At 64.3% G+C, this 23,815-nt stretch carries 24 protein-coding genes; 16 read left to right on the top strand and 8 right to left on the bottom strand.

The window, feature by feature from the left end; all coding sequences use genetic code 11:
- The first annotated feature begins 12 nt into the window (after nucleotides 1-12).
- Genes P9220_RS02890 through P9220_RS02880 form a run of 3 tightly spaced genes read left to right on the top strand, consistent with a single transcriptional unit; the run spans nucleotide 13 to nucleotide 4,663 of the window.
- Complete coding sequence (locus tag P9220_RS02890; RefSeq protein WP_309763495.1) at nucleotides 13-1,293, top strand: dicarboxylate/amino acid:cation symporter; 1,281 nt, start codon at nucleotides 13-15, stop codon at nucleotides 1,291-1,293.
- Between the two features lie 21 nt (nucleotides 1,294-1,314).
- Nucleotides 1,315-3,300 carry an ATP-binding protein gene (locus tag P9220_RS02885; RefSeq protein WP_404980378.1) on the top strand — a complete coding sequence of 662 codons (1,986 nt, stop codon included), beginning with the start codon at nucleotides 1,315-1,317 and terminating at the stop codon, nucleotides 3,298-3,300.
- A 22-nt stretch (nucleotides 3,301-3,322) separates the two neighbouring features.
- The gene (locus tag P9220_RS02880; protein ID WP_309763493.1) at nucleotides 3,323-4,663 is read left to right on the top strand and encodes a sigma-54 dependent transcriptional regulator; all 1,341 of its coding nucleotides are present in this window, start codon (nucleotides 3,323-3,325) and stop codon (nucleotides 4,661-4,663) included.
- 30 nt (nucleotides 4,664-4,693) lie between these two features.
- Here the strand turns inward: P9220_RS02880 and P9220_RS02875 are convergent, their stop codons facing one another.
- Nucleotides 4,694-5,233: a TlpA disulfide reductase family protein gene (locus P9220_RS02875; protein ID WP_309763492.1), complete on the bottom strand. Its 540-nt coding sequence runs from the start codon at nucleotides 5,231-5,233 to the stop codon at nucleotides 4,694-4,696.
- 322 nt (nucleotides 5,234-5,555) lie between these two features.
- On the opposite strand from P9220_RS02875, the gene P9220_RS02870 reads away from it, so the two are divergent.
- On the top strand, nucleotides 5,556-5,981 hold the full coding sequence (locus P9220_RS02870) for a hypothetical protein (protein ID WP_309763491.1): 426 nt from the start codon (nucleotides 5,556-5,558) through the stop codon (nucleotides 5,979-5,981).
- 351 nt (nucleotides 5,982-6,332) lie between these two features.
- Here P9220_RS02870 and P9220_RS02865 read toward each other — a convergent pair whose 3' ends face one another.
- Both P9220_RS02865 and P9220_RS02860 read right to left on the bottom strand, forming a co-directional pair.
- Nucleotides 6,333-7,871 carry a YifB family Mg chelatase-like AAA ATPase gene (locus P9220_RS02865; protein WP_309763490.1) on the bottom strand — a complete coding sequence of 513 codons (1,539 nt, stop codon included), beginning with the start codon at nucleotides 7,869-7,871 and terminating at the stop codon, nucleotides 6,333-6,335.
- 95 nt (nucleotides 7,872-7,966) lie between these two features.
- The gene (locus tag P9220_RS02860; protein WP_309763489.1) at nucleotides 7,967-8,227 is read right to left on the bottom strand and encodes an accessory factor UbiK family protein; all 261 of its coding nucleotides are present in this window, start codon (nucleotides 8,225-8,227) and stop codon (nucleotides 7,967-7,969) included.
- A 398-nt stretch (nucleotides 8,228-8,625) separates the two neighbouring features.
- Between P9220_RS02860 and P9220_RS02855 the strand changes: the two genes are divergently transcribed.
- The 7 genes from P9220_RS02855 to ptsP all read left to right on the top strand — a co-directional run bounded on the left by P9220_RS02855 (nucleotide 8,626) and on the right by ptsP (nucleotide 16,059).
- Nucleotides 8,626-8,964, top strand: a complete 339-nt coding sequence (locus P9220_RS02855; protein ID WP_014190273.1) for a P-II family nitrogen regulator — start codon at nucleotides 8,626-8,628, stop codon at nucleotides 8,962-8,964.
- 30 nt (nucleotides 8,965-8,994) lie between these two features.
- Nucleotides 8,995-10,464 (top strand): ammonium transporter, encoded by a 1,470-nt coding sequence (locus tag P9220_RS02850; RefSeq protein ID WP_309763488.1) that lies wholly within the window; start codon nucleotides 8,995-8,997, stop codon nucleotides 10,462-10,464.
- A 288-nt stretch (nucleotides 10,465-10,752) separates the two neighbouring features.
- On the top strand, nucleotides 10,753-12,042 hold the full coding sequence (gene gshA / locus P9220_RS02845; RefSeq protein WP_309763487.1) for a glutamate--cysteine ligase: 1,290 nt from the start codon (nucleotides 10,753-10,755) through the stop codon (nucleotides 12,040-12,042).
- 50 nt (nucleotides 12,043-12,092) lie between these two features.
- Nucleotides 12,093-13,049, top strand: a complete 957-nt coding sequence (gshB, locus tag P9220_RS02840) for a glutathione synthase (protein ID WP_309763486.1) — start codon at nucleotides 12,093-12,095, stop codon at nucleotides 13,047-13,049.
- A 233-nt stretch (nucleotides 13,050-13,282) separates the two neighbouring features.
- Complete coding sequence (locus P9220_RS02835; RefSeq protein ID WP_309763485.1) at nucleotides 13,283-13,771, top strand: PTS sugar transporter subunit IIB; 489 nt, start codon at nucleotides 13,283-13,285, stop codon at nucleotides 13,769-13,771.
- A gap of 36 nt (nucleotides 13,772-13,807) precedes the next feature.
- Entirely contained in the window at nucleotides 13,808-14,077 is a 270-nt protein-coding gene (locus P9220_RS02830) for an HPr family phosphocarrier protein (protein ID WP_309763484.1), read from the top strand.
- Between the two features lie 221 nt (nucleotides 14,078-14,298).
- A complete protein-coding gene (ptsP, locus tag P9220_RS02825; protein ID WP_309763483.1) occupies nucleotides 14,299-16,059 on the top strand; it encodes a phosphoenolpyruvate--protein phosphotransferase in 1,761 nt (586 codons plus the stop codon).
- Between the two features lie 3 nt (nucleotides 16,060-16,062).
- Here the strand turns inward: ptsP and P9220_RS02820 are convergent, their stop codons facing one another.
- From P9220_RS02820 to gpmA, 3 genes are all read right to left on the bottom strand, one after another.
- Nucleotides 16,063-16,821 (bottom strand): molybdopterin-synthase adenylyltransferase MoeB, encoded by a 759-nt coding sequence (locus tag P9220_RS02820; RefSeq protein WP_309763482.1) that lies wholly within the window; start codon nucleotides 16,819-16,821, stop codon nucleotides 16,063-16,065.
- A 136-nt stretch (nucleotides 16,822-16,957) separates the two neighbouring features.
- Nucleotides 16,958-18,541 carry a S41 family peptidase gene (locus P9220_RS02815; RefSeq protein ID WP_309763481.1) on the bottom strand — a complete coding sequence of 528 codons (1,584 nt, stop codon included), beginning with the start codon at nucleotides 18,539-18,541 and terminating at the stop codon, nucleotides 16,958-16,960.
- Nucleotides 18,542-18,722: 181 nt separating this feature from the next.
- The gene (gene gpmA, locus P9220_RS02810; protein ID WP_309763480.1) at nucleotides 18,723-19,469 is read right to left on the bottom strand and encodes a 2,3-diphosphoglycerate-dependent phosphoglycerate mutase; all 747 of its coding nucleotides are present in this window, start codon (nucleotides 19,467-19,469) and stop codon (nucleotides 18,723-18,725) included.
- 186 nt (nucleotides 19,470-19,655) lie between these two features.
- Here gpmA and P9220_RS02805 point away from each other — a divergent pair, with 186 nt between their 5' ends.
- The 5 genes from P9220_RS02805 to P9220_RS02785 are packed head-to-tail and all read left to right on the top strand — an operon-like array spanning nucleotide 19,656 to nucleotide 22,458.
- Nucleotides 19,656-20,081, top strand: coding sequence for a rhodanese-like domain-containing protein (locus tag P9220_RS02805; RefSeq protein WP_309763479.1), 426 nt, complete (start codon nucleotides 19,656-19,658; stop codon nucleotides 20,079-20,081).
- Nucleotides 20,078-20,338 (top strand): glutaredoxin 3, encoded by a 261-nt coding sequence (gene grxC / locus P9220_RS02800; RefSeq protein ID WP_250450153.1) that lies wholly within the window; start codon nucleotides 20,078-20,080, stop codon nucleotides 20,336-20,338. The genes P9220_RS02805 and grxC overlap by 4 nt, the downstream gene beginning before the upstream one ends.
- Nucleotides 20,339-20,394: 56 nt before the next feature.
- Entirely contained in the window at nucleotides 20,395-20,865 is a 471-nt protein-coding gene (gene secB, locus P9220_RS02795) for a protein-export chaperone SecB (protein WP_309763478.1), read from the top strand.
- Nucleotides 20,866-20,906: 41 nt separating this feature from the next.
- Complete coding sequence (locus P9220_RS02790) at nucleotides 20,907-21,905, top strand: NAD(P)H-dependent glycerol-3-phosphate dehydrogenase (RefSeq protein ID WP_309763477.1); 999 nt, start codon at nucleotides 20,907-20,909, stop codon at nucleotides 21,903-21,905.
- A gap of 22 nt (nucleotides 21,906-21,927) precedes the next feature.
- The gene (locus P9220_RS02785) at nucleotides 21,928-22,458 is read left to right on the top strand and encodes an O-acetyl-ADP-ribose deacetylase (RefSeq protein WP_309763476.1); all 531 of its coding nucleotides are present in this window, start codon (nucleotides 21,928-21,930) and stop codon (nucleotides 22,456-22,458) included.
- On the opposite strand, the gene trmL is transcribed toward P9220_RS02785, so the two are convergent.
- Together trmL and P9220_RS02775 are read right to left on the bottom strand one after the other, a co-directional pair.
- Nucleotides 22,431-22,901, bottom strand: a complete 471-nt coding sequence (gene trmL, locus P9220_RS02780) for a tRNA (uridine(34)/cytosine(34)/5-carboxymethylaminomethyluridine(34)-2'-O)-methyltransferase TrmL (RefSeq protein WP_309763475.1) — start codon at nucleotides 22,899-22,901, stop codon at nucleotides 22,431-22,433. The genes P9220_RS02785 and trmL overlap by 28 nt on opposite strands.
- 27 nt (nucleotides 22,902-22,928) lie before the next feature.
- Nucleotides 22,929-23,714, bottom strand: a complete 786-nt coding sequence (locus P9220_RS02775) for a phosphoribosyltransferase family protein (RefSeq protein ID WP_404989523.1) — start codon at nucleotides 23,712-23,714, stop codon at nucleotides 22,929-22,931.
- Nucleotides 23,715-23,815: the final 101 nt, after the last annotated feature.

The raw sequence follows: 23,815 nt of genomic DNA, 5'->3' as shown, positions 1-23,815 counted from the left end.
TCTGGAACCATCGTGAAGAAACCTTTCTATAAAGTCCTGTACGTGCAGGTGCTCGCCGCCATCGCCATCGGCATCGCACTCGGGCATTTCTATCCCACCCTCGCCACCGACATGAAGCCGCTCGGCGACGGCTTCATCAAGCTCATCAAGATGGTCATCGGACCGATCATCTTCTGTACCGTCGTCACCGGCATCGCCGGGATGGAAGACATGAAGAAGGTCGGGCGCGTAGGCGGCAAGGCCCTGCTGTACTTCGAAGTCGTGTCGACGTTCGCACTGGTGCTCGGCCTCATCGCGACGCACGTGCTGAAGCCGGGCGTCGGCTTCAACGTCGATCCCGCCACGCTCGACCACAAGGCGATCGATACCTACGCCGCCAAGGCGCACGGCCAGAGCACGGTCGACTTCTTCATGCACATCATCCCGGACACGCTCGTGTCGGCGTTCTCGCAAGGCGAAATCCTGCAGATCCTGCTGATCGCGCTGCTGTTCGGCGCGGTGCTCGCGCATCTCGGCGAGCGCGGCAAGGTCGTGACGACGTTCATCGAAGGCCTGTCGGGCGTGCTGTTCGGCATGGTCGGCATCATCACGAAGCTCGCCCCGATCGGCGCGTTCGGCGCGATGGCGTTCACCATCGGCAAGTACGGCATCGGCTCGCTCGTGCCGATGCTCAAGCTCATCGGCACGTTCTATCTGACGTCGATCGTGTTCGTCGTCGTGGTGCTCGGCGCCATCGCGCGGATGGTCGGCTTCTCGGTGCTGAAGTTCATCGCGTACATCAAGGAAGAGATGCTGATCGTGCTCGGCACGAGTTCTTCCGAAGCCGCGCTGCCGCAACTGATGCTCAAGCTCGAAAAACTCGGCTGCTCGCGTTCGGTCGTGGGTCTCGTCGTGCCGACCGGCTATTCGTTCAATCTCGACGGCACGAACATCTACATGACGATGGCCGTGCTGTTCATCGCGCAGGCGACGAATACGGACCTCACCTGGGGCCAGCAGTTGACGCTGCTCGCGGTGACGATGCTGACTTCCAAGGGCGCAAGCGGCGTGACGGGCGCGGGCTTCATCACGCTGGCGGCGACGCTGGCCGTGGTGCCGACCATTCCGCTGTCGGGCATGGTGCTGATTCTCGGCATCGACCGCTTCATGAGCGAATGCCGCGCGCTGACGAATATCGTCGGCAACGGCGTGGCGACGGTGGTGGTGTCGGCGTGGGAGCGCGAGCTCGATCGCAACAAGCTGCGTGCCGCGCTGAGTCACGGCGCCGACGACACCGAAGCGGAAACCGTCTAAGCCGTCCGCACCATTCAAGCCATGCAACGCGCGGCGAAGCACCGATCGGCGGATGCTTCGCCGCGCGCCTCAGGGTCGGCGTACCCGGAAAACGCGTATGCCACAATGACGGATTCTCACTCGCGGGAATCTGCTCAAGTGACGCGCCGCATCTTCGTGATCTTCGCGCTGATCGCGCTGCTCACGGCGTGCTGTGCGCTGACGTGGCATGTTGCGTGGCAGCGCGGCATCGACGAGTTGCGGCGCAATGCGGCCGCGCGCGTCGATCGCACGACGAGCACGCTCAAGAGCACGCTCGACCGCTACGAATATCTTCCCTATCTTCTTTCGCGCCACCCGTTCGTGCAGGACGTGCTGGCCGCGCCCGATGCGCGCAACGTCGATCGCGCGAATCGCTATCTCGAAGACCTCAATCGCCGCTCGCACGCGACCGCGACCTATCTCATCCGCGCCAACGGCTTTTGCGTCGCGGCGAGCAACTGGCAGGGGCCGGACAGCTTCGTCGGCGTCGAATATCACTTCCGGCCGTATTTCGTCGATGCCCTGAAGGGCGGCGTCGGACGATTCTTCGGACTCGGCACCATTTCGCTCGAACCGGGCTACTACATTTCGCAGCCGGTTTATCGGGAAGGCTCGCATGAACTCATCGGCGTGGCCGTCGTCAAGCTCAACCTCGAATGGCTGCAAGGCGCGGACGCGTCCGAACCGCTGCTCGTCACCGACGATCACGGCGTGATCTTTCTGTCGTCCGTGCCGTCGTGGAAATATCACACGGTGCGGCCGCTGCCGCAGAGCGTGGAGGCGTCGGTTTATTCGACGCGCCAGTACGCGCAGCAACCGATCACGCCGCTGCCGATGTCCATCGTCGAGACGCTCGAAGGCGGCGCGCAGATCGTGCGCGTCGGCGGCGGGCTGAACGCGCTCAGTTTTCTGGCGACGCGCCGCTCGATCGGCGAACCCGACTGGCAATTAATCACGATGGCGCCCCTCGATCCCGTCGAGAGCGCGGCGCAGACGGCGGTCGTCGTGACCGCGCTCGTCTTTTTGTCGCTCTGCTTGCTCGCGTTCTACTGGCGGATGCGCCGCGCGCGCGTGGGCGAGATGATCCGCAGCCGCGAGATGCTGCAGACGGCGTATGCGGAGCTGAATCAGCGCGTCGCGGAGCGCACGGCGGATTTGTCGCAGGCGAACGCGCAACTGACGAAGGAAGTGAACGAGCGCACGCGCGCGGAGCAGGATTTGCGCGCCGCCCACGACGAGCTCATTCAGGCCAGCAAGCTCGCCGCGCTCGGCCAGATGGCCGCCGGAATCACGCATGAACTCAATCAGCCGCTCGCGGCGCTGCGCAGTTTCTCCGACAACACGCGCGTGCTGATCGACCGCGGCGATCAGGCGGCGGCGCGGGAGAACCTGGAAGCGATTGCCGCGCTGACCGAGCGCATGGGCAAGATCACGAACCAGTTGAAGCTCTTCGTGGCGAAGGCGCGGCCGAAGAACGCGCGCACCGACGTGGCCCGCGCGCTGAGAAACGTGTTCGCGATGCTCGGACCGCGCCTGAAGAACGTCGCGATCGACCTCGCCCCGGAACTCGAAGGCAACGCCGCGCCTATCCACGTGCGCTGCGAGGATTTGCGGCTGGAGCAGGTGTTCATCAACCTGATCGGCAATGCGCTCGACGCCGTCGCTTCCTGCGATGCGCCGCGCATCGTCGTCGACATCGACGCGCGGCCGGACGCCGTCGCGATCGTCGTGCGTGACAACGGCCCCGGCATTCCCGCCGATGCGCTGCCGCATTTGTTCGAACCGTTCTTCACGACGAAGGAAACGGGCCACGGACTGGGTCTCGGACTCGCGATTTCATCGGCGATCGCGCGGGATTACGGCGGCACGCTCGTCGCCCGGAACGTGATCGCGCCGATCGTCGCGGATGGACCGGAAGGCGGCACGCAGGCCGACGCGGATCGTTCGCACGGCGCAGAATTCGTATTGACGCTGCGTCGTGCATAGCAAACTGAATCGAGGCAAGACAATGACCACCGGCTTGCAGGTGATCTTCATCGAAGACGACGAACTCGTGCGGCGCGCGAGCGTACAGAGCCTGCAACTCGCGGGCTTCGAGGTGACGGGCCACGGGAGCGTCGAATCGGCGGCGCGCGCTATCGACGCGAATTTTCCCGGCGTCATCGTCAGCGATATCCGGCTGCCCGGCGCAAGCGGCCTCGATCTGCTCGCGCAGTGCCGCGAGCGCGCGCCCGAGGTGCCGGTGTTGCTCGTCACCGGTCACGGCGATATTTCCATGGCCGTTCAGGCGATGCGCGACGGCGCGTACGACTTCATCGAAAAGCCGTTCGCGTCGGAGCGGCTCGTGGAAGCGGTGCGGCGCGCGCTGGAGCGCCGCAAGCTCGTGCTCGAGAATCAGGCGTTGCGTCGCGAACTGGCGGAGCAAAGCAGCGTGGCGCCGCGCATCATCGGGCGCAGTCCCGCAATTGAGCAGGTGCGCCGGCTGATCGCGAATGTCGCGCCGACGGATGCGTCCGTGCTCATCAACGGCGATACCGGCGCCGGCAAGGAGCTGATCGCGCGCAGCCTGCACGATCTGTCGCCGCGTCGCGACAAGCCGTTCATCGCGGTGAATTGCGGCGCACTGCCGGAGCCGATGTTCGAATCGGAGATGTTCGGCTTCGAAGCGGGCGCGTTCACCGGCGCGCAGAAACGGCGCATCGGCAAGCTCGAGCATGCGTCGGGCGGCACGCTGTTTCTCGATGAAATCGAAAGCATGCCGCTCTCGCTGCAAGTGAAACTGCTGCGCGTGCTTCAGGATGGCGTGCTGGAGCGGCTCGGCTCGAATCAGCCCGTGCGGGCGAATCTGCGACTGGTTGCCGCCGCGAAAGGCGACATGAACGAACACGTCGCACAAGGCACGTTCCGGCGCGACCTGCTGTACCGGCTGAATGTCGTGACGATCACGCTGCCGCCGCTCAACGAGCGCCGCGAGGACATCGTGCCGCTCTTCGAACACTTTCTGCTGGATGCCGCCGTGCGCTACGAGCGGCCCGCGCCGCTCATCACCGACCGTCAGCGCGCCGAACTGATGCAGCGCGACTGGCCCGGCAACGTGCGGGAACTGCGCAACGCGGCGGACCGGATGGTGCTCGGCGTCATCGACGATATCGGCGCATCGGCCGACATGACGACGCAATCGCTGAAGGAGCGCACCGAGCAGTTCGAGCGCGCGGTCATCGGCGAAACGCTGGAGCAGTGCGGCGGCGCGGTGGCCGTGGCGGCGGATCGCCTGCAAGTGGGCAAGGCGACGCTCTACGAGAAGATCAAACGGTACGGAATCGCGGTGAAAGGCGATGCCGAACGATAAAAAGACAACGCCCGCCGAAGCGGGCGTTGTTCATGCTGCCGAGCCGAGCGCTTTGTCGAGCAGCGCGTCGAGTTCCGCGAACGTCGGCTCACCGACATAGCGCTTCAGGATCTTGCCGTTTTTATCGATGACGAAAGTCGTCGGCGTAAGCTGCACATTGCCGAACTGCCTGGCGGCGCTGCCGTCGTCCATTGCAACCTTGAACGGCAGATTGCGCGTCTGCGCGTAATTGCTGACGTACATCGGGGCGTCGTAGCTCATCGCCACCGCGACGAATTCGAGGCCGCGCCCTTTGAACTTGTTGTACGTGTTGATCATGTCGGGCATTTCCTTCATGCAGGTCTCGCAACTCGTCGCCCAGAAATTGACGAGATAGACCTTGCCTTTCAGGTCACCCGATGTCGAAATCTTCTGGCCCGACAACAGCGTGAAGGTGGCGTCGGGCGCGCGCTGCTGCCCGCCGAACGCGAAGTAGCCGGTGCACGCGATCACGCCGGCGACCAGCGCCATCACGATGTAACGCAGCGGACTTTTCGCGCGTGCGGAAGTGGCTTCGGTGGTTTGGGACATGGGAACCTCGGATTGCGGACTCGAGCGCCGCGACGGGCGCAATCGCAACGAAACGTGGCAAGCATTTTACGCCAATCGCGCGTTGGAGCGTGACAGCGCCCGGGTCGGCCCTCGGGCTGCGGCGCGATAATGATGCTTTTCCGGGCATCCAATCGATATGACGTCTGTTTCATCCCTCGTCGCGGCGAACATGCGCCGTTTTGCCGCACGTCTCTCATCGCCGGTTGCAGCAGTGTGCGCTTCGCTAGCATGCGCCGCGCTCGTCGCTTGCACGCCGTCCTACGACTGGCGAACCCTGCAGAATAACGACGACGGCTACGAAGTGACGCTGCCGGCCAAGCCGCGCGCGGCCGAACGCAAGATCGAAATCGCGGGCCAGCCGATGATCATGCGCATGCAAACCGCCGAAGCCAATGACGCCGTATTCGCCGTCGGCACGGTCGTCCTGCCGAGCGCCGATCCGGCGCTTCAGCGCGCCGCGCTCGATTACCTGGAGCAGGGCCTCGCACGTAACGTCAACGCGCGGCCCGACGCCCGCGCGACGCAGATCGAGCTCGCCGCCGGAGGCCGCGTGCTGGGTAGCGAGATGCGGGTAAGCGGCCAGAGCGGCCAGAAGCGGGAGGCGCGGACCATCCAGGCTCGCTTCGTCGCGCGCGGCGCGCACGTGTATCAACTGGCGATCGTCGCGGACAAGACTCCGCCGGCAGAGCAGGCCGACCAGTTCTTCACGTCCTTCAAACTTTTTTAGAGTGATGCCTCGAATTAAGTCAACGCCGAGTTAACTAGGCACTATGCAAAGGGCATTGCAGTGAAGGTTGCGTCGGAGCAACCGCGCGTAATACGCGGATTTGTCAGGGCTTTTTCCACTATCCACAATATCTGTGGATAACTTTGTGGAAAAGAGTGTGTGACACGCATCAAAAGACCGCCTTATGCGGTTGCGCTTACTTTGCTCTACTTCTCGGCAAGTTAATTAGTTCAATAAAATCAATGGTCTGTGAAATGGGCGTGCGCAGGCGGCTTGTCGCGGTCATCAGGTGCTGCGGAGCGCCTTCGTGTGCATAAGTCAAGTCTTGACAAGCAATCTTTCGCCGCACCGTCAGGCGATCGACAAGGCGCGCCGGTACTGCACCGCCTCCGCGACATGCGCGGCATCGGGCGTGTCGGCGCCGGCCAGGTCGGCAATCGTACGTACGACCTTCAGCACGCGGTAATAGGCTCGCGCCGACCACCCGAACCGCTCGCCCGCCGACCGCAGCAGCGACTCGCCCGTCGCGTCGGGGCGGCAGACGTCATCGGCTTCGCGTCCGTCTAGCTCGCGATTGGTCTTGCCCTGACGCCGCAATTGAATTTCGCGCGCCACGGCGATGCGCGCGGCGACGACTGCGCTCGACTCGCCGCGCTTCGCGGTCCGTGCCGACAACTCCGCAGGCGATAGTGCGGGCAACTCGATCTGAATATCGATGCGATCCATCAGCGGCCCCGACAGCTTGCGCAGATACCGGGCGGCGATTTCCGGCGAGCATCGGCAACGGCCGCCCGGGTCGCCGCGCCAGCCGCACGGGCAGGGATTCATCGCGGCGACGAGCTGGCAGGCGGCCGGGAAGTCGGCCTGCTGCGCCGCCCGTGAAATGGTGATTCGGCCCGCTTCCAGCGGTTCGCGCAGCGTTTCGAGCACTTTGCGGTCGAATTCGGGCAGTTCGTCGAGAAACAGGACGCCCAGATGGGCGAGCGTGATTTCGCCCGGCTGCGGCGGATTACGCCCGCCGACGAGCGCAACCGAACTCGATGAGTGATGCGGTGCGCGAAACGGCCGCTGTCGCCACTGCGCGGGCGTGAAACCCATCGAACTGGCGGAGAGAATGGCGGCGGACGTGAGTGCTTCGTCATCGGTCATCGGCGGGAGAAGGCCGGGCAGACGCGCGGCCAGCATCGACTTCCCGGCGCCGGGTGGCCCGACCATCAGCAGATGATGCCCGCCCGCCGCCGCGACTTCGAGAGCACGCCGCGCACCGGGATGACCGATGACATCCGCGAGATCGGGCGACGTCACGGCGTTGGCGTCGGAAAGCGTTGCGGCCTGCACCGGACTGAGGCGCGCATCCGGCACGCCGTTGAGGTGAGCGCACAGTGCACGGAGATCGTCGGCGCCGTACACGTCGATGCCCGGCACCAGCGCGGCTTCCGCTGCGCTCGCGAGCGGCAGATAGATATCGGGGACGCGCGCATCGGACGCGGCATGCTGGCGTGCCGCGCCACAGACCATCGCGAACGCGCCGCGCATCGGCCGCAACGCGCCTGTCAGTGACAACTCACCGGCAAACTCACGATGCTCCAGCGATTCCGCCGGAATCTGCCCGCTCGCGGCCAGAATGCCGAGCGCGATGGGCAAGTCGAAGCGGCCGGACTCCTTGGGCAAGTCTGCGGGCGCGAGATTGACGGTGATGCGGCTGACGGGAAAGTCGAAGCCGCAGTTCTGAAGCGCGGCGCGTACGCGCTCGCGGCTTTCGCGGACTTCGAGATCGGGAAGGCCGACGATAGAGAACGACGGCAACCCGTTGGCAAGATGGACTTCGACGACGACTTCCGGCGCGCGCCCAGGCGCGGGCGCGCGGCTGCGTACCACGGCAAGCGACATGATTTCACCCGAATCGGCGCAAGCGAAAAGCCGCGCCGCAATAAGACTAGAACGTCACGGCTCGCCGGCCGGATACGAGAGATGAGGAGCGCGCGTCAGTCCTGCGACGTGCCGCCGCTTGCCAGCCGCTGTTCCAGTTGCGCGACGCGCTTTTCCAGTTCCTCCAGACGCGCGCGCGTGCGCACGAGCACCTGCGTCTGCGTATCGAATTCCTCGCGCGTGACGAGATCGAGCCGGGAGAAGCCGTGCTGGAGCATCGCCTTCATGTTTTTTTCGACGTCTTTCGCCGGCGAATTCTTGAACAGGTCGCTCATCTTCTGCTGAAGGTCGTTGAATACGTCGTTGGGCTGCTTCATCGTTTCTCCCTGTGTGCACAAATAATGTGCATTCATTGTTAGGTCAGTGCCCCGCGCTTTCGAATGGTCGAAAGTGGTGCGCCGCTGCGTTGCGGCGATACATGGCGGGGCAATCCCGAAGGCGACGCGATTTTAGCGCCGGCGCGCGGCCTCTTTCGCCGTCCCTGCCCTTTTTTACGGGACCTTGGGACCACTCTAGCAACGAACCTGCCCCTCCGCCAGCGTGTGGTGGCCGCGTTAGCCGTTCGGCAGAGGGAAAACCTCATTCGGCGGCTGAATTGCGCAAACCCGCGTGGTTATTAGCATGGCATACGAGTTGCATTGATGGCGCGACCTTTTCTGCACGCTTTTTCACCGAACGGCACGCGGAAAGATCAGGAAACCACAGCGAGGGATACATGAAGCTCATTACCGCAATCATCAAGCCGTTCAAGCTGGACGAAGCGCGTGAAGCGTTATCGGCGATCGGCGTTTCGGGAATCACCGTGACCGAGGTGAAAGGCTTCGGTCGTCAGAAAGGGCACACGGAGCTGTATCGCGGCGCGGAGTACGTCGTCGACTTCCTGCCGAAGGTGAAGATCGAGGCGGCCGTGTCCGACGACATCGTCGACCAGGCGATCGAAGCCGTCGAGCGTGCCGCGCGCACGGGCAAGATCGGCGACGGGAAGATCTTCGTGACCGCAATCGAGCAGGTCATTCGCATTCGTACCGGCGAGACCGGCGCGGACGCGCTCTAAGAATAATCGGCGATAAGAGGAACCAGAAGAATGCGTAACTTTTTGATGTCCCTGTTGGTGGCGACCGCGCTGGCAGGCGCGACTGTCGGCACCGCTCTCGCTCAGGACGCGTCCGCTCCGGCCGCCGCCTCGGCGCCCGCGACCGACGCCGCATCGAACGCGAGCGCGCCGGCCAGCGCGAACACGGCGATGGCTTCGTCGGCGGAAGCGGCGTCGGCTGCACAGGCTGCATCGGAGGCCGCACCGAGCGCGCCGACCGAGCCGTTCATGGTCGATTCGTCGAAGATCAGTTCGGGCGACACCGCCTGGATGCTGACGTCCGTCGCGCTCGTGCTGTTCATGACGATTCCGGGCCTCGCGCTTTTCTACGCGGGCATGGTCCGCAAGAAGAACGTGCTCGCCACCGTGATGCAGAGCTTCGCGATCTGCTGCCTGATCACGATCCTCTGGACGGTCGTCGGCTACAGCATCGCGTTCACGCCGGGCGGTTCGTTCCTCGGCGGCTTCTCGCGCGTGTTCCTGCACGGCATGGCCTACATCAAGGGCGACAAGGCGACGACGCTCACCGTCAGCCACCTTGCATCGACCATTCCGGAGTCCGTGTATTTCGCGTTCCAGTTGACGTTCGCGATCATCACGCCGGCGCTCATCACCGGTGCGTTCGCCGACCGCATGAAGTTCTCCGCGATGCTCGTCTTCATGACGCTGTGGTCGCTGATCGTCTACTCGCCGATCGCGCACATGGTCTGGGAACCGACCGGCTGGCTCGCGTCGGCGGGCGTGCTCGACTTCGCGGGCGGCACCGTCGTTCACATCAACGCGGGTATCGCGGGCCTGATGTGCTGTATCGTCCTCGGCAAGCGCGTAGGCTACGGCCGCGAAGTCATGGCGCCGCACAACCTCGTGCTCTCGCTGATCGGCGCGTCGATGCTGTGGATCGGCTGGTTCGGCTTCAATGCAGGTTCGGCGGTCGCGGCTGACGGCCGTGCCGGCTTCGCCATGCTGACGACGCAAATCGCCACCGCATTCGCCGCATTCGGCTGGATGTTCGCGGAGTGGATCACGAAGGGCAAGCCGTCGGTGCTCGGCATCATCTCGGGCGCGGTCGCGGGTCTGGTGGCCGTGACGCCGGCCTCGGGCTTCGTCGGCGTGACGGGCGCGATCGTGATCGGCATCGTTGCGGGCGTGGTCTGCTTCTGGTCGGCCACCTGGCTCAAGCACAAGTTTAATTACGACGACTCGCTCGATGCGTTCGGCGTGCACGGCGTCGGCGGGATCATCGGTGCGCTGCTGACCGGCGTGTTCGCGGTCAAGGACATCGGCGGTTTCGACGGCAGCGTGCTCGTGCAGGCGAAAGGCGTGATCGTCACGCTGATCTACTCGGGCGTCGTCAGCTTCATCCTGCTGAAGGTCATCGACATGGTCATGGGCTTGCGTGTCACCGAAGAACAGGAACGCGAAGGGCTGGACGTCACCTTGCATGGCGAGCACGTCGAGTAACGCGTCGATCACAATACCGCGACCGGCGCACGCCGGCGCGGTCCAAGCAACGAGCGCAGCGACTTGGCCCGCCTTCGATGGCGGGTTTTTTTTGGCTGCGCGGTCTGCCGCACTTTCGTCCAGCGGCGCGCGATACAGATGACTGCCGGGAGCCGGGAAACCTTGGTAATTGGCGGCCCATCCCCAATTAGGCAAAGCAATTGCTCTACAATCTTTCGTCTCTGTCGGCCGGCGCTGTCGTGTTGGCGCGCGAAGCCGGTCCCATGCAAAGCTGTTCGCGAGAAATCAATGGTTCCGCATTTAGTTACGGCGTTGAATGGTCCTCTGCTCGATCTCGAGCGGAAAATCCTGGAGGCCACGCCTGCCATCGAGCGGTGGTTTCGTCTCGAATGGCAGGAGCACACGCCGCCGTTCTACTGTTCCGTCGATCTGCGTAACGCGGGGTTCAAACTCGCGCCCGTCGATACGAACCTGTTCCCGGGCGGCTTCAACAATCTGCCGCAGGAAGTGCTGCCGCTGGCCGTGCAGGCGGCGATGGCGTCCATCGAAAAAATCTGCCCCGACGCGAAGAATCTGCTCGTGATTCCGGAGCGGCATACGCGCAATGCGTTCTATCTCGAGAACGTCGCGCGGCTCGCGACCATCATGCGGCAAGCGGGGCTGAACGTCCGCTTCGGCACGCTCGATGAAAACATTCACGGCCCGGTGACGATCCCGCTCGCCGACGGCCAGAAGATCGTGCTCGAACCGCTCGAGCGCACGCCGCGCCGTCTCGGTCTCAAGAACTTCGATCCCTGTTCGATCCTGCTCAACAATGACCTCTCGGCGGGCATTCCGCCGGTGCTCGAAAACCTGCACGAGCAGTATCTGCTGCCGCCGCTGCATGCGGGCTGGGCGGTGCGCCGCAAGTCGACGCACTTCTCGTGTTATGACGATGTCGCGAAGAAGTTCGCGAAGATGGTCGAAATCGACCCGTGGATGGTGAACCCGTACTTCGCGCACGTCGAAGGCGTGGACTACGAAGCACGCACGGGCGAGGAAGCGCTTGCGGACGCCATCGACGGCGTCATCAAGAAGATTGCGAAGAAGTATCGCGAGTACGGCATCAGCGAGAAGCCGTATGTCGTCATCAAGGCCGATGCCGGCACGTACGGCAAGGGCGTGATGACCGTGCACGACGCAAGCGAAGTCGCCGCGCTGACGAAGCGCGAGCGCGTCAAGATGAACGACGCGAAGGAAGGACTGCAAGTCCACGACGTCATCGTGCAGGAAGGCGTGCATACGTTCGAGCGCGTCGAGAATGCGGTCGCGGAGCCGGTGGTTTACATGATCGACCGGTACGTGGTCGGCGGCTTTTACCGCGTGCACGATTCGCGCGAGCGCGATCAGAACCTGAACGCGCCGGGCATGCACTTCGTGCCGCTCGGCTTCGAACACACCGCGCTGCCGGACACGCACGCGAAGCCGGGCGCGGCGCCGCCGAATCGCTTCTACATGTATGGCGTGGTCGCGCGGCTCGGGCTGCTCGCCGCATCGGTGGAACTGGAAAAAACGGACCCCGAAGCCATTCAGGTCTAATTGCGCGGCTTGCGGTAAGCTCGCAGGCCGCGTCAATCAAGCGAATACACATGGACATTCTCTTTATCGCCGATCCGCTCGATCGCTTCAGGATCTATAAGGACTCGACCTACGCGATGATGGCCGAAGCCGCGCGTCGCGGCCACGTGCTGTACGCGTGCGAGCCGCACCAGCTCGCGTGGACGGGTGGCGCGGTGGAGTCGATCGTGCGCCGTATCGCGATCGTCGGCGATGAAGCGGATAGCGACCGCTCGCCGTGGTACTCGGCGAACGAGCCGGCGAACGTATCGCTCGCTAAGTTCGACGCGGTGCTCATGCGCAAGGACCCGCCGTTCGACCTCGAATACGTGAACGCGACCTGGCTGCTGGAAATCGCGGAGCGGCAGGGCGCCCGCGTGTTCAACAAGCCGCAGGCAATTCGCGATCATTCGGAGAAGCTCGCCATCGCGGAATGGCCGCAATACGTGGCGCCGACGCTCGTCACGCGCGATGCCGCGCGTCTGCGCGCATTCCACGCCGAACACGGCGATGTCATCCTGAAGCCGCTCGACGGCATGGGCGGCATGGGCGTGTTTCGCGTGAAGGCCGACGGCATGAATCTCGGTTCGATCATCGAGATGCTGAGCGAGGACGGCGCGCGCATGGTCATGTCGCAGAAGTTCATCCCGCAGATTACCGACGGCGACAAGCGCATTCTGTTGATCGGCGGCGAGCCGGTGCCGTATTCGCTCGCGCGCATCCCGCAGGGCGGCGAAGTGCGCGGCAACCTCGCGGCGGGCGGACTCGGCCGCGCGCAACCGCTCTCGGCGCGCGATCGCGAGATCGCCGAGGCGCTCGGGCCGGCGCTGAAGGCGCGCGGGCTGCTGCTCGTCGGACTGGACGCGATCGGCGACTACCTGACTGAAGTGAACGTCACGAGCCCGACGTGCTTCCGCGAAATCATGGACCAGACGGGCTTCGACGTGGCGGGCATGTTCATCGACGCTCTCGAGCGCGCCGTCGGCTGAGAACGGGCGCTTCTTCGCGTGGGCGGCGTGTGTCGCACTGCAAAACGCGTGTCGCGGGCGCTGTTACAATCAACTTCCCGGCGGCTTGCATTCGGGGCTGGATCACATTTCAGCAGCGCGTTCCGGCCGTTGATTTCCCGACCGCCCGGACGCATATACGACTGGCACCACGCGACGCTCGCGCGCTTTCGAGCGAACTCTGACGTTTCGTTCACAGAGGCAGCAATCCTGTTATGGCTGGCATTCTGATCATTGCGCACGCACCGCTCGCTACCGCGCTCCGTGAGTGCGTCGCCCACATTTACGGCGGCTTGCCCGCGCGCATCGGCGTTATCGACGTAATGCCCGACTGCGATCCCGTCGAAGTACGCGCGTTCGCGCGCTCGGAAATCGATCGTCTGAAGGAAGGCAACGGCGCGATCGTGTTGACCGACGTGTTCGGCGCGACGCCCGCCAACATCGCCGCGAGCCTCGCCGACGCGGATGTGCGCATCCTCGCGGGCGTGAACCTGCCGATGCTCGTGCGCGCCGTCTGTTACCGCGCGACGCCGCTCGACACGCTGTCGGAAAAGATTCTGCAGGGCGGCTCGAAGGGCATTCAGGAACTTGATGCGTCGACGCCGCTCAATCCCTGCGCAATCGCGACCAAAGTGGCCGGCTCGCCCGATCCCGCGTGTTCCGCGAGCGCCGATCTGGCCGCCGCAAAAGCCGCCAGTCACTGACGCCGCTTCATTCATCCACTAGCGTTCCGGAGCATCATGCTGCAACAAGAAACAACGATCGTGAACAAGCTGGGGCTCCATGCGCGTGCTTCGGCCAAGCTCACGCAACTCGCGGGGAGTTTTCAGTGCGAAATCTGGATGAGCCGCAACGGCCGCCGGATCAACGCGAAGAGCATCATGGGGGTGATGATGCTGGCGGCCGGCATCGGCAGCACGGTGACCATCGAAACCGAAGGCGCGGATGAAGCCGAAGCCATGCAAGCCATTCTTGCCCTGATCGCCGACAAATTCGGCGAAGGGCAATAAGTCCATCATTCCCGCATCGACCCTCATGAGCCGCGCATCGACGCGGCTTTTTTGTGTCGACCGGCTCGCTCGCGCCGGACGAGTCTGCGACCGGCACGGCTGGCGCGCGGCAGTCCGTGCAGGGACTTTGCAATGCTTCGAACTTATAATGGGCTGGGCGGCCACCAAGCCCCCGCGGGTTCTGGGAGAACGCGGATACATCACAACTAGAGGAGGTGCGCGTGTCTTTCACGCTGCATGGAATTCCCGTTTCACGAGGCATCGCCATCGGGCGGGCGTATCTCATTGCGCCGGCCGCGCTGGATGTCGCGCATTACCTGATCGAGCCGGAGCGGATCGACGCTGAAATCGAACGCTTCGGCGCGGCGCAGGCCGCTGTCGCCGCCGAACTGGAGGCGTTGCGCGAAGACCTTTCCGCCGATGCGCCCAGCGAAATGAGCGCGTTCATCAACGTGCATACGATGATCCTGAACGACGCCATGCTCGTGCAGGAAACCATCGATCTCATTCGCACGCGCCGCTACAACGTCGAGTGGGCGCTGACCGAACAGCTCGACATTCTCGGCAGTTACTTCGATGAAATCGAGGACGAATACCTGCGCGAACGTAAAGCCGACGTCGAGCAGGTCGTCGAGCGTCTCCTGAAGGCGCTTGCGGGCGCGCCGACCGCCGCGTCGCTCGTCGTGCATACGGCCGCGAGCAACGGCCACAACGAGATGATCGTCGTTGCGCACGATATCGCGCCCGCCGACATGCTCCAGTTCAAGACGCAGGCGTTCAAGGGCTTCGTCACCGATCTCGGCGGCCGCACGTCGCATACGGCGATCGTCGCGCGCAGTCTCGGCATTCCGGCGTCGGTCGGCGTGCAGCAGGCGAGCGTGCTGATTCGCCAGAACGATCTGATCATCGTCGATGGCGATCACGGCATCGTGATCGTCGACCCCGCGCCGATCGTCCTCGAGGAATATTCGTATCGGCAAAGCGAGAAGCTGCTGGAACAGCGCAAGCTGCAGCGCCTCAAGTTTTCGCCGACGCAAACGCTCTGCGGCACCAAGATCGAGTTGTGCGCGAACATCGAACTGCCCGACGATGCGCAAGTGGCCGTCGAAGCCGGCGCGATGGGCGTCGGCCTGTTCCGCACCGAATTCCTGTTCATGAATCACAAGGACCGGCTGCCGGAAGAGGAGGAGCAGTTCGAGGCGTACAAGCGCGCCGTCGAACTGATGAACGGCAAGCCGGTGACGATTCGCACGATCGACGTCGGCGCGGACAAGCCGCTCGATTCGATGTCCGGCGGCGACGGCTATGAGACGGCGCCGAATCCGGCGCTCGGCTTGCGCGCGATCCGCTGGAGTCTTTCAGAGCCGCAGATGTTCATGACGCAACTGCGCGCGATCCTCCGTGCGTCCGCGTTCGGCCCGACGAAGATTCTGATTCCGATGCTTGCGCACGCGCAGGAGATCGATCAGACGCTGGATCTGATCCGCGAGGCCAAGCGCCAGCTGGACGACGCCGGCATTGCGTACGACCGTCAGGTGCAGATCGGCGCGATGATCGAAATCCCGGCGGCGGCCATCGCGGTGCAGTTGTTCCTGAGCCGGCTGGACTTTCTGTCGATCGGGACCAACGACCTGATTCAGTACACGCTCGCAATCGACCGCGCGGACAACTCCGTCGCGCATCTCTACGATCCGCTGCATCCGGCCGTGCTGCATCTGATCGCGCTGACGCTGCGCGAGGCGAAGCGCGCGGGCGTGCCGGTCTCGGTGTGCGGGGAAATGGCGGGCGATCCGTCGGTCACGCGTCTGTTGCTCGGGCTCGGCCTGACGGAATTCTCGATGCATCCGAGCCAGTTGCTCGTCGTGAAGCAGGAAATTCTGCGCTCGAATCTGAAGGCGCTGGAAAAGCCGGTCGCGGATGTGCTCGCGTCCTTCGAACCGAACGAATTGCAGGCGGCGCTGGCCCGGCTGCAAAAAGCCTGAACGCTATCGGGCGTGACGCGCGCTGCAAACCGGGCAATCCGGCTGCCGCGCGATTTTCATCGTGTTCCACTCCATGCGCAGCGAGTCGAGCATCATCAGCCTTCCGCTAAGCGTCTCGCCGAATCCGCCGATCACCCGCAACGCTTCGGCCGCCTGCATTGCGCCGATGATGCCGACCGTCGGCGAGAACACGCCCATCGTCGAGCACGCGACTTCCTCGAAGGCCTGATCCGGCGGGAAAACGCACGCATAGCACGGCGATTCCGGCGAGCGGAAATCGAAGGTGCTGATCTGCCCGTCGAAGCGCAGCGCCGCACCGGAGACGAGCGGCACGCCATGTGCGACGCAAGCCGCGTTGATCGCGTGGCGCGTCGCGAAGTTGTCGCTGCAATCGAGCACGACGCTCGCGCCGGGCAGGTTCGCATCGAGCCAGGCTGCGTCGGCGCGCGCGTCGACGGCGTCGATTCGTACGTCCGGGTTCAGCGCGTTCAGCGTGCGACGCGCGGATTCGACCTTGGCTTGCCCGACCGAGCGCGTCGCGTGGACGATCTGGCGCTGCAGATTCGTGAGATCGACGGTATCGGCATCGACGAGCGTCAGCGTTCCGATGCCCGCCGCCGCCAGATACATCGCGGCGGGCGCGCCCAATCCCCCCGCGCCGACGATGATCGCCCGCGCATCGAGAAAACGCTGCTGCGCTTCGATGCCGATTTCATCGACGAGAATGTGGCGGGAATAGCGGAGGAGTTGGTCGTCGTTCATCGAGCTCGCGCGTGGATGCGCCGATGGTGCTGCGAAGGGAACGCCGAAAAAGACGGCGCGCTTGAACGTGACATTCTAAGCGCGCGGGGAGGGGAAACGGCTTCGCGGCGCGATGCCGCGAAGCCTTGCTGCTTGGTTACTTCGACTGCTGCGCAGTCGGCGACGAAGCCGGCACGGTGCCCGAAGCCGGCGACGAGCCCGGCGCGGCGGGCGCTGCCGGCTGAGCGACGACCGGCGCCGATGCGGAGCGAGCCGGCTTGCTCTGCGCGAGCTTGCGCTCGGCGAACGACTTCGACTCGACGACCTGCTTGCCTTCGAGCTTGTTCAGCGCCTGCTGGAGCATGAAGTCGTCGGTGCTGCCGAATTCGACCGGCTTGCGCTCGCGATCCTTGCGGCGTTGCTCCGGCGTTTTCTTGTCGTTCTGCTCTTCGAGCAGGCGCAGTTGTTCCAGACGATCCTGCTCGCGCTGGTCCTGCTCCTTCTTCTCGTTCGGGTCCTGCGTGTTTGCGAGGTGGTTCGAATAGTCGACTTCGCGGGTCACGAGCGCGTCGTCGGGATCGCCGTCCGCGTACTGATCCACCGGCACGTCCGGGCGCACGCCCTGGTTCTGAATGGACTTGCCGCTCGGCGTGTAGTAGTACGCCGTGGTCAGGCGCAGCGCGGTGTCGGCGGTCATCGGGCGAACGGTCTGCACCGAGCCCTTGCCGAATGTCGTCTTGCCGACGATCAGCGCGCGATGATGATCCTGCAGCGCACCCGCCACGATTTCGGAAGCCGACGCCGAATAGGCGTTGGTCAGCACGACCATCGGCACCTTCTTGAAGACTTCCGGCACCGTCTTCAGCGGGTCCTGATCGAAGGACGGCAGGCGATAGTTGTCGTAAGTATCCCGGAACGTCTGCTTGGCGTCGGCGATCTGCCCGTTCGTCGACACGACGATGGCGTTGTCCGGCAGGAACGCCCCCGCGACACCGACCGCGCTTTGCAGCAGGCCGCCGCCGTTATTGCGCAGGTCCAGTACGAGGCCCTTCAGGTTCGGCTGTTGACGCGCGAGGTCCTGCAGCTTCGACGCGAGGTCCGGCACCGTGCGTTCCTGGAAGCTGGTGATCCGGATGTACCCGTAGCCCGGCTCCGGCACCTTCATCTTCACCGACTGCACGCGGATCACGGCGCGCGTGACGGTCAGCGGGAACGTGCGGTCGTCGCTCTTGCGGAAGATGGTCAGCGTGACCTTTGTGCCCGGCTCGCCGCGCATCTGCTTGACGGCCTTGTCGAGCGTCATGCCGCGCACCGGCTTGTCGTTGATGCGGGTGATGAGGTCGCCCGGACGAATGCCCGCGCGGAATGCGGGCGTGTCCTCGATCGGCGAAATGACCTTGATCAGCCCGTCTTCGGAGGAAATTTCGATACCCAGGCCCGCGAACCGTCCCTTCGTCTGTTCCTGAAGCTCTTCGTAGTCGGTCTTGTCGAGGTAGGACGAGTGCGGATCGAGGCTCGACACCATGCCCTTGATGGCGGCGGTGAGGAGCTTCTTGTCATCGACGGGTTCGACGTATTCGTGCTTGATTTGCCCGAAGACTTCGGCGAAAAGCCGCAATTGATCGAGCGGCAGCGGCGACGATGCGGCTTGCTGAGCGGACGCGGAGATCTGCAAGGTGGCGAGCGCGCCGGCGGCAACGCCTACGGCGATCAGGCCGAAGTTTTTCAGGTTCTTTCGCATAGAGAGTGCGTTCGGAATCGAATGAGCAGCATCGTGGGTGACGGGCCAGTATACCCGCTCCCCTCCAAAGACGACTTAAACGCAACTTAAATGCCCGGGGCGTAGCCGGGCGACAGCAATAGGCCACGGGCGCTTGCGGCGAAGCGCCCGTGCACTTGCAAAGTTGTCGGGCCGAGGCGCGTCAGCCCGCCTTGCCCTGCTTGGCAACCGCTGCCTGCGCGGCGGCGATGGCGTCGGCGTCGCCGAGATAGTAATGCTTGATCGGCTTCAGGTTTTCGTCGAGTTCATAGACGAGCGGAACGCCGTTCGGAATATTCAGCCCGACGATGTCCGCGTCCGAGATCTCGTCCAGGTACTTCACGAGCGCACGCATTGAATTGCCGTGCGCGGCGATCAATACCTGCTTGCCCGCCTTGATGGCCGGCGCGATGGACTCGTTCCACACCGGCAGCACGCGCGCCACGGTGTCCTTCAGGCATTCGGTGAGCGGCAACTGCTCGCGCGGAACCTTTGCGTAGCGCGGATCGTTGTACGACGCGCGTTCGTCCGAAGGATCGAGCGCGGGCGGCGGCGTGTCGTAGCTGCGGCGCCAGACGAGCACCTGGTCGTCGCCATACTTTTTCGCCGTCTCCGCCTTGTTCAGCCCGGCGAGCGCGCCGTAGTGACGCTCGTTCAGACGCCATGAATGGACAACCGGGATATACATCAGGTCCATCTCGTCCTGAACGTGCCACAGCGTGCGGATTGCCCGCTTAAGCACGGACGTGTACGCGAGGTCGAACGTGTAGCCGGCTTCCCGCAGCAGCACGCCGGCCTGACGCGCTTCGCGATTGCCCTGCTCGGTGAGGTCGACGTCGACCCAGCCGGTGAACCGGTTTTCCTTGTTCCACGTCGATTCGCCGTGGCGGATGAGCACTAGCTTGTACATGTTTGATAGGTCGGTCAGTTGAGAAAGCGCTTGCGCCGATTTGCACTCCGTCATCCTGCCATCGCGCGGGGAGTGCCGCCATCGGCCGGATGGCCTGGGCCATCGCGGGAAAGGGTTATTTTATAATGCCGGGATTGCCCCCATTTTCCTTTCTCCCTTCTCCACTATCTTTCGGCGGCCCTAGACGTGAAGTTTTTCACTGATTACACGAATATCGCACTCATCGTCATTGCGCTCATCTCCGGCGCGCTGCTTCTGTGGCCCGCCATCACGCGTCGCGGACGCGGCGGCATTTCCGCCGCCGAAGCCACCACGCTGATCAACCGCCGCAACGCCGTCGTCGTGGATATCCGGCCTGCCGCGGAATTCGCGCAGGGCCATCTGCCGTCGGCGCGCAATATCGACGCGGCGGAGCTCCAAGCAAAGATCGGCCAGATCGCCAAGAATAAGAGCAATCCGGTCGTGCTCGTTTGTCAGACCGGACAGCGATCGCAGCGCGCCAGCCGCACCGTGTCGGAAGCTGGCTACGCTGAGGTCCATGTCTTGCAGGGCGGGGTTGATGCCTGGCAGAAGGCAGGAATGCCGGTCGTAAAACAAGGAGCCGTCAAGTGAAGAAAGTCGTCATGTACAGCACTCAAGTGTGCCCGTATTGCCAGATGGCCGAACGTCTTTTAAAGTCCCGCGGGGTCGAAAGCATCGAGAAAGTGCTGATCGATCGTGAACCGGGCCGCCGCGAGGAAATGATGCAGCGCACCGGACGCCGCACCGTGCCGCAGGTCTATATCGGCGACACGCACGTCGGCGGCTACGACGATCTTTCGGCGCTCGACCGCAAGGGCGGTCTCGTTCCGCTGCTCGAGTCGGCCTGACACACCACACGCTGCCCGGTCATGCGCCGGGCAACCGATTTACCTAGGGAACCACTATGTCCGACGAGAACAACCAGCCGTTTTTCAACATCCAGCGCATCTACCTGAAGGACATGTCGCTCGAGCAGCCGAACTCGCCCGCCATCTTCCTCGAACAGGAAATGCCGTCGGTTGAAGTCGAAGTCGACGTGAAGGCCGATCGCCTCGCGGAAAGCGTCTTTGAAGTGCTGGTGACGGGCACGGTCACGGCGAAGGTCGCCGACAAGGTCGCCTTTCTGATCGAAGCCAAGCAGGCCGGCATCTTCGATATCCGCAACATTCCTGCCGAGCAGACCGACCCGCTCGTTGGCATCGCATGCCCGACCATCCTGTTCCCGTACTTGCGCTCGAACATCGCGGATGCGATCACCCGCGCCGGTTTCCCGCCGATCCACCTCGCGGAAATCAACTTCCAGGCGCTGTACGAGCAACGTCTCGCGCAACTCGCGAGCGCGCAGGAAGGCGCGGCAAACGGCGCGACGCACTGAGCGTCATCGCCCTGTCCTGACTCTGCCGACCGGAGCCGAGCATGAAAGTAGCCGTCCTCGGCGCCGGCGCATGGGGCACCGCACTGGCGGGCCACCTTGCGACACGGCACGACACGATGCTGTGGGCGCGCGATCGCGCGCTCATCGATTCTCTTTCCCATAGTCACGAAAACACGCGTTATCTCGCGGACGTGCGCTTGCCCGAGTCGCTCGCGTTCGAAGCGGACATCGGCGTCGCGCTCGAACACGCGGCCGCGCCGGATGCGCTCTGCGTCGTCGCGACGCCCGTTGCCGGCTTGCGTGCGCTGTGCCGCGCGATGCGTCAGGCGAACGTCGTTCCGGCGCATATTGTCTGGCTGTGCAAAGGCTTCGAGGCCGATACGCAGTGTCTGCCGAACGAAGTCGTCGCCGCCGAACTTCCCGGCCATGCGAGCAACGGCACGCTGTCGGGGCCGAGCTTTGCGCGCGAAGTGGGTCAAGGCTTGCCCGTCGCGCTCACCGTGGCGAGTCCATCGGCGGACTTGTGCGCGCGCACGGTCGCCGCGTTCCATCATGGCGCGATGCGCATCTATACCGGCGACGACGTGATCGGCGTCGAAGTGGGCGGCGCGGTGAAGAATGTTCTCGCCATCGCGACCGGCATCTCGGATGGCCTCGGCCTCGGCCTGAACGCGCGCGCGGCGCTGATCACGCGCGGGCTCGCGGAAATGTCGCGCCTCGGCGCGGCGCTGGGCGGCCGCGCGGAGACCTTCACCGGCCTCACGGGCCTCGGCGATCTGATCCTGACCGCCACCGGCGATCTTTCGCGCAACCGCACGGTCGGCATGCAGCTCGCGAGCGGCCGCACGCTCGATGAAATCCTCGCCGCGCTCGGCCACGTTGCCGAAGGCGTGCGATGCGCGCGCGCGGTTCTCGCATTGGCGCAGTCGCGCGGCATCGATGTGCCGATCACGAACGCGGTATGCCGCGTGCTGTTCGATCAGGTCGCCCCGCGCGATGCCGTCCAGGCCCTGCTGAACCGCGACGCGAAGGCGGAATAAGCGCAACGTATCGGAGCGCGTCATGGCCCGGCTCGAAGCCGTAGTCGCCGATATCACCACGCTCGACGTCGACGCCATCGTCAATGCGGCGAACAAGTCGCTGCTGGGCGGAGGCGGTGTCGACGGCGCGATCCATCGCAGAGCGGGGCGCGGTCTGCTGCGCGAGTGCCAAACGCTCGGCGGGTGCGAGACCGGCGACGCGAAAATCACCGCTGGCTATGACTTGCCGGCCCGCCACGTCATTCACGCGGTCGGGCCGCGCTGGAGCGGCGGCAAGCGCGACGAGCCGGAACTGCTCGCGCGTTGCTATCGACGCTCGCTGGAACTCGCGCATGAAGCGCACTGCAAGTCGATCGCGTTTCCGGCGATCAGTTGCGGCATCTATCGCTTTCCGGTCGAAGCGGCGGTGCGAATCGCGGTATCGACGGTCATCGAGACGCTGCCGCGCACGCCTTCAGTCGAGCGCGTGGTCTTCGCCTGTTTCCAGGATTCGATGCTCGCGCTTTATCTTGCGGAGTTGCCGAATCAGGCCCCGCCTTCGAAGCCTGCCTGACGCCACGCTTCGAACGTCACGATCGCCACCGTATTCGACAAGTTCAGGCTCCGATTGCCCGGACGCATCGGCAGGCGCACGCGCTGCTCGCTCGGGAAGCGGTCGAGCAATTCCGTCGCGAGGCCCCGCGTTTCCGCGCCGAACACGAACCAGTCGCCCGGCTTGAACGCGTGGTCGAAGAAGGGCGTCGAACCGCGCGTCGTGAACGCGAACATGCGCGCGGCATCGGGCGATTCCTTCGCGATGAACGCATCCCAGTCCGCGTGCACATTCATTTCGGCGTACTCGTGGTAATCGAGACCGGCGCGGCGCAGCTTCGCGTCGTCGAGCGGAAAGCCGAGCGGCTCGATGAGATGCAGTCGCGCGCCCGTGTTCGCGCACAGACGGATGACGTTGCCGGTATTCGGCGGGATTTCGGGTTCGACGAGTACGACATTGAACATGGATTGCGTGAGTTCCGGCTGTGTTAATCAATCTTTCGGCGTGCGCAGCGCGACGAAGTTGGTGACGCGGCGCGCGCCTGCGAGCTTGAGCGTGCGGGCGAGGGCATCGAGCGTCGCGCCGGACGTCATCACGTCGTCGACGATGCCGACGTGCTTGCCGCGCACATCGCTCCGAACGACGAACGCGCGCGCGACATTGCGCCTGCGCGTATCGACGTCGAGCCTGGATTGCGCCGCAGTATGAACGACTCGCGCGACGAGCGCGGCATCGGCTGGAACGCCGAGGTGTCGCGCGAGCGGACGCGCGATCGCCCACGCCTGGTTGTAGCCGCGCGCGATGAGCCGCTTTCGCGACAACGGCACCGGCGCGAGGACATCGGGCGTCGGCAGGGCGCTGTCTTCGAAGATCGCGTGCAGATGACGCGCGAAGGCGGCGCCCGCCGCGAGACGCGCGCGAAACTTCAGTTCGACGGCCAGCGTGTCGAGCGGCGCGCGATAGTCCGCGAGCGCGATGGTGTCGTTGAACGCGGGCGGATTCTCGAGACATGCGGCGCAATGGAGCCGCACGTCTTCGCGTTCTCGCCTGACATGCGACGGCGCGAGCGGCATCGCACAGGTGGCGCATCGGAACCGCGGCTCGTTCCAGTACTGCCCGTCGCATCCGTTGCACAGAAACTGCTGCGACACATTGCCGCATAACGCGCACTGACTTGGCAGCGCAAGGTCGAGCGTCTGGCGCGCCATCGCTGCCACAACGCGTGCGTGCGTTGCAAAGAAAGCGCGAAGTGGCGACAAATGGCGGACGAGTTTCATGACGGGGCGTGCGTGGGAATCCGTACGAGAAGGCCGAAACCGCCCTGGCATCGGCCCATTTCAAGACGACCGAGTATACTTCGCACTCTTCGCGAACTGAT

The organism is Caballeronia sp. LZ016, from assembly GCF_031450805.1.
GTDB lineage: Bacteria > Pseudomonadota > Gammaproteobacteria > Burkholderiales > Burkholderiaceae > Caballeronia.
This window is presented reverse-complemented; position numbering and strand designations above follow the sequence as displayed.

Excerpts from the sequence above, each read along its gene's own strand:
- P9220_RS02880 (WP_309763493.1), top strand. The coding sequence starts at position 3,323 with ATGACCACCGGCTTGCAGGTGATCTTCATCGAAGACGACGAACTCGTG.
- P9220_RS02885 (WP_404980378.1), top strand. The coding sequence starts at position 1,315 with ATGCAACGCGCGGCGAAGCACCGATCGGCGGATGCTTCGCCGCGCGCC.
- gshB (WP_309763486.1), top strand. The coding sequence starts at position 12,093 with ATGGACATTCTCTTTATCGCCGATCCGCTCGATCGCTTCAGGATCTAT.
- P9220_RS02820 (WP_309763482.1), bottom strand. The coding sequence starts at position 16,821 with ATGAACGACGACCAACTCCTCCGCTATTCCCGCCACATTCTCGTCGAT.
- gpmA (WP_309763480.1), bottom strand. The coding sequence starts at position 19,469 with ATGTACAAGCTAGTGCTCATCCGCCACGGCGAATCGACGTGGAACAAG.
- gshA (WP_309763487.1), top strand. The coding sequence starts at position 10,753 with ATGGTTCCGCATTTAGTTACGGCGTTGAATGGTCCTCTGCTCGATCTC.
- P9220_RS02860 (WP_309763489.1), bottom strand. The coding sequence starts at position 8,227 with ATGAAGCAGCCCAACGACGTATTCAACGACCTTCAGCAGAAGATGAGC.
- secB (WP_309763478.1), top strand. The coding sequence starts at position 20,395 with ATGTCCGACGAGAACAACCAGCCGTTTTTCAACATCCAGCGCATCTAC.
- P9220_RS02835 (WP_309763485.1), top strand. The coding sequence starts at position 13,283 with ATGGCTGGCATTCTGATCATTGCGCACGCACCGCTCGCTACCGCGCTC.
- P9220_RS02785 (WP_309763476.1), top strand. The coding sequence starts at position 21,928 with ATGGCCCGGCTCGAAGCCGTAGTCGCCGATATCACCACGCTCGACGTC.
- P9220_RS02865 (WP_309763490.1), bottom strand. The coding sequence starts at position 7,871 with ATGTCGCTTGCCGTGGTACGCAGCCGCGCGCCCGCGCCTGGGCGCGCG.
- P9220_RS02850 (WP_309763488.1), top strand. The coding sequence starts at position 8,995 with ATGCGTAACTTTTTGATGTCCCTGTTGGTGGCGACCGCGCTGGCAGGC.
- P9220_RS02855 (WP_014190273.1), top strand. The coding sequence starts at position 8,626 with ATGAAGCTCATTACCGCAATCATCAAGCCGTTCAAGCTGGACGAAGCG.
- trmL (WP_309763475.1), bottom strand. The coding sequence starts at position 22,901 with ATGTTCAATGTCGTACTCGTCGAACCCGAAATCCCGCCGAATACCGGC.
- P9220_RS02775 (WP_404989523.1), bottom strand. The coding sequence starts at position 23,714 with ATGAAACTCGTCCGCCATTTGTCGCCACTTCGCGCTTTCTTTGCAACG.
- P9220_RS02815 (WP_309763481.1), bottom strand. The coding sequence starts at position 18,541 with ATGCGAAAGAACCTGAAAAACTTCGGCCTGATCGCCGTAGGCGTTGCC.
- P9220_RS02830 (WP_309763484.1), top strand. The coding sequence starts at position 13,808 with ATGCTGCAACAAGAAACAACGATCGTGAACAAGCTGGGGCTCCATGCG.
- P9220_RS02875 (WP_309763492.1), bottom strand. The coding sequence starts at position 5,233 with ATGTCCCAAACCACCGAAGCCACTTCCGCACGCGCGAAAAGTCCGCTG.
- P9220_RS02790 (WP_309763477.1), top strand. The coding sequence starts at position 20,907 with ATGAAAGTAGCCGTCCTCGGCGCCGGCGCATGGGGCACCGCACTGGCG.